General features: G+C 62.8%; 2 protein-coding genes. One reads left to right on the forward strand and one right to left on the reverse strand.

What is annotated here, in order from left to right:
* Positions 1-36 precede the first annotated feature (36 nt).
* Positions 37-1,839, reverse strand: coding sequence for an ATP-binding protein (locus AC4GMC_RS18100; RefSeq protein ID WP_487878320.1), 1,803 nt, complete (start codon positions 1,837-1,839; stop codon positions 37-39).
* Between the two features lie 185 nt (positions 1,840-2,024).
* On the opposite strand from AC4GMC_RS18100, the gene AC4GMC_RS18105 reads away from it, so the two are divergent.
* Positions 2,025-2,775 (forward strand): urease accessory protein UreD (locus tag AC4GMC_RS18105; protein WP_490391500.1); only part of this gene is annotated, 751 nt, incomplete at its 3' end.

The following is a 2,775-nucleotide window of genomic DNA, read 5'->3' on the forward strand; positions in this document are numbered from 1 at the left end:
GGTCTTCTTCGTCATCGACAAACAGGATTGTCTCGCTCATTCCGCCGCCTCCTGCGCGCCCTCAGCCGCGCGCAAATCCACGCCAAATACCGCACCACCCTCAGGATGATTACGCCCCCACAGGGTGCCGCCAAAATCACGTACAATATTAAACGAAATAGACAATCCCAACCCAAGGCCCTTGCCGGTTTCTTTGGTCGTAAAGAAAGGGTCAAACATCTGGCTCTGGGCATCTTGGGGGATGCCGGCCCCAAAATCGCGCACAGTCACCTGCCAACCGCCCTCCAAAGGGTCAGCCCCCAATACGACGCGACCCCCGGGGCCAGAGGCATCCGCCGCGTTCGTCAAAAGGTTTACAACCACCTGTTGCAACCGCACGTGCCCACCATTCACCACCGCCGCGCCCTCTGGCCACGATATGTCCAACGTGATCGCATCCCGCTTCAGGCGCGGCTCTACCACCGCCACGGCGTCTTCTATGATCTTGTCCAAGGCAACCGGGCCGCTGGCCTCATCGGGACGGCGAGCAAAGTTGCGCAAATGTTTTGAAATGCGCGCCATCCGGTCGGCTAATCCGCTGATCCGCGTGATGTTTTCGCGTGCCTGCTGGGTCTGGCCGCGGTCCAGAAAACTGCCCGCGTTTTCCGCGTAGCTTTTGACGGCGGCAAGCGGTTGGTTAAACTCATGGCTCAGCGCGGCGGACATCTGGCCCAGCGCCGACAACTTTCCCGCCTGCACAAGGCTCGCTTGGGTGCGGCGCAGCTCGGCCTCTGTGGCGCGCCGCTCCTCGACCTCGATGCGCAGGGCATCGGTACGCTCTCGGACGCGGGCCTCCAACTCACGCTGAACAGCGGCGGCTTGCAACCCACGCTGCCGCCACGCAGCCACCGCAAGAACCGCGAACAACCCCACCAGCGCGAACACCGTCAACACCCACATCGCTTGCGTCCGCGCACCAGCCGTCGGCACCAACGATGTCACGGACCAGCCCGCCGTTTCGATCACTTCGGCAGATGAGGCCACGTATTCCATACCCCCCACCGTCGCAATATCTGCCGACCCGCTCAGCGCGCGGCGCTGCATATCCAGCGGTGTCAATTGATCCAACGGATACTGCCGGTTCAGCGCAATCGCCTTTAGCTTTTCATCATCCAATCGCTGGGTCGTACGAAAATGCCAAGGCCGCTGCGACGACATCGCCACCACGCCATTCACATCCGTCACAATCACCTCCGAGGCCGCACCGCGCCAGTTTTCCTCAAACGCATCAACAGTGAATTTTACCGCCACAACGCCCACAATCTCAGGGCCGTCGCGCACTGGGGTCGCGTAAAAATATCCCCGCTCGCCCGAGGTCGTCCCAAGCGCGAAATACCGCCCCAAGCCCCCATCAAGCGCCTGCGTGAAATAGGGGCGGAAGCTAAAGTTATTGCCGATAAACGACCCCTCGCCCTTGTAGTAGTTCGAGGCCGCAAGCGCGGTGCCATCCACGCCCATGACGTAAACATCCGACGCAGATACGGCGAGGGCGGTGTTCAACAGCTCGGTGTTGGCAGCGGCCACCGCGCCGGGGGCATCGGGCGCGCGCAACAACGCCCCAAGCGTCGGGGACTGCGCGATCAGATGCGGCAACGGCGCATAGCGATCCAACGCCGCGCGCAGGGAGTCGCTCGCCAGCCGCAGCGTCACTGCGTTTTGCTCTGCCGCCTGCAACAGGAAATACCGTTCCAGCCGGGGCCAAACCAGCACCCAAAGGGCGGCCATCATCGCCACCAACACCACCGCAACCTGCAGGTTCAACGCAGCCCGAAGGCGCGGTTTTTTCGACGCAAATACCATGGCGCAAAGCTACGCCAAGTTCACCGCCCGCGCCAGCGATTGCGCACATGCCTATTTTTTCACCAAACACGTCAAAACGCAGGCAGATGAGCGGAAAATAGGCAGCCAATGGCAGCCAGCCCGTCGCACTTTGGTCCCGCCCTGAGATAGTTAATCGTCATCAGGGGGATGAACCGATCACCGAGTTGCACACCAGAATAACACCCAGCCAACCCCGCGCTCGCGGCGAGGCGCAGGTCACCGCCAAGGCGCGCGATGGGGCCAGCGTTATCGCCAGCTTGCGGCAGGCGGGCTCGTCCAAGCTGGTGTTTCCGCGTGGCGGGTCCGGATTGCAGGCCGTTTTGGTCAACACCGCGGGCGGCATCACCGGGGGTGACCGATTTGCCCTTTCGGCCACGGCAGGGCCCGGCACGCAACTGACCCTCACCACCCAAGCCGCCGAACGCGCCTATGGGGCCCAGCCCGGCGAAACAGGCCGCGTATCCAATCGGCTGAGCGTGGCCGAAGGCGCACAACTCAACTGGCTGCCCCAAGAAACAATTCTTTTTGAAAACAGCTGTGTGCGCCGCGACATGCAGGTGAACCTGCACGAAACAGCGCGCTTTATGTTTGTCGAATCCCTTGTGTTGGGCCGGGTCGCCATGGGCGAAACACTGCACAACGCCACCTTCCAGGACCGGGTCGAAATCCGCCGCGCCGGTGCGCTCATCTTTGCCGACGCCATGGCGCTGCGCGGGGACGTCACCGCCCACATGGCGCAGTCCGCAGGCGGCGCAGGTGCGCTGACCAGTGTGATCCTTGCGGCCCCAAACGCCGAGGCGCTGCTAACGCCCGTCCGCGCGACCCTCAACACCACATCCGGCGCATCACTCTTGGCGCCCGACCTGCTTCACCTGCGCCTCTTGGCGCCCGACGGATTTGGCCTGCGCCAAACGC

Source organism: Thalassobacter sp. (assembly GCF_982993085.1).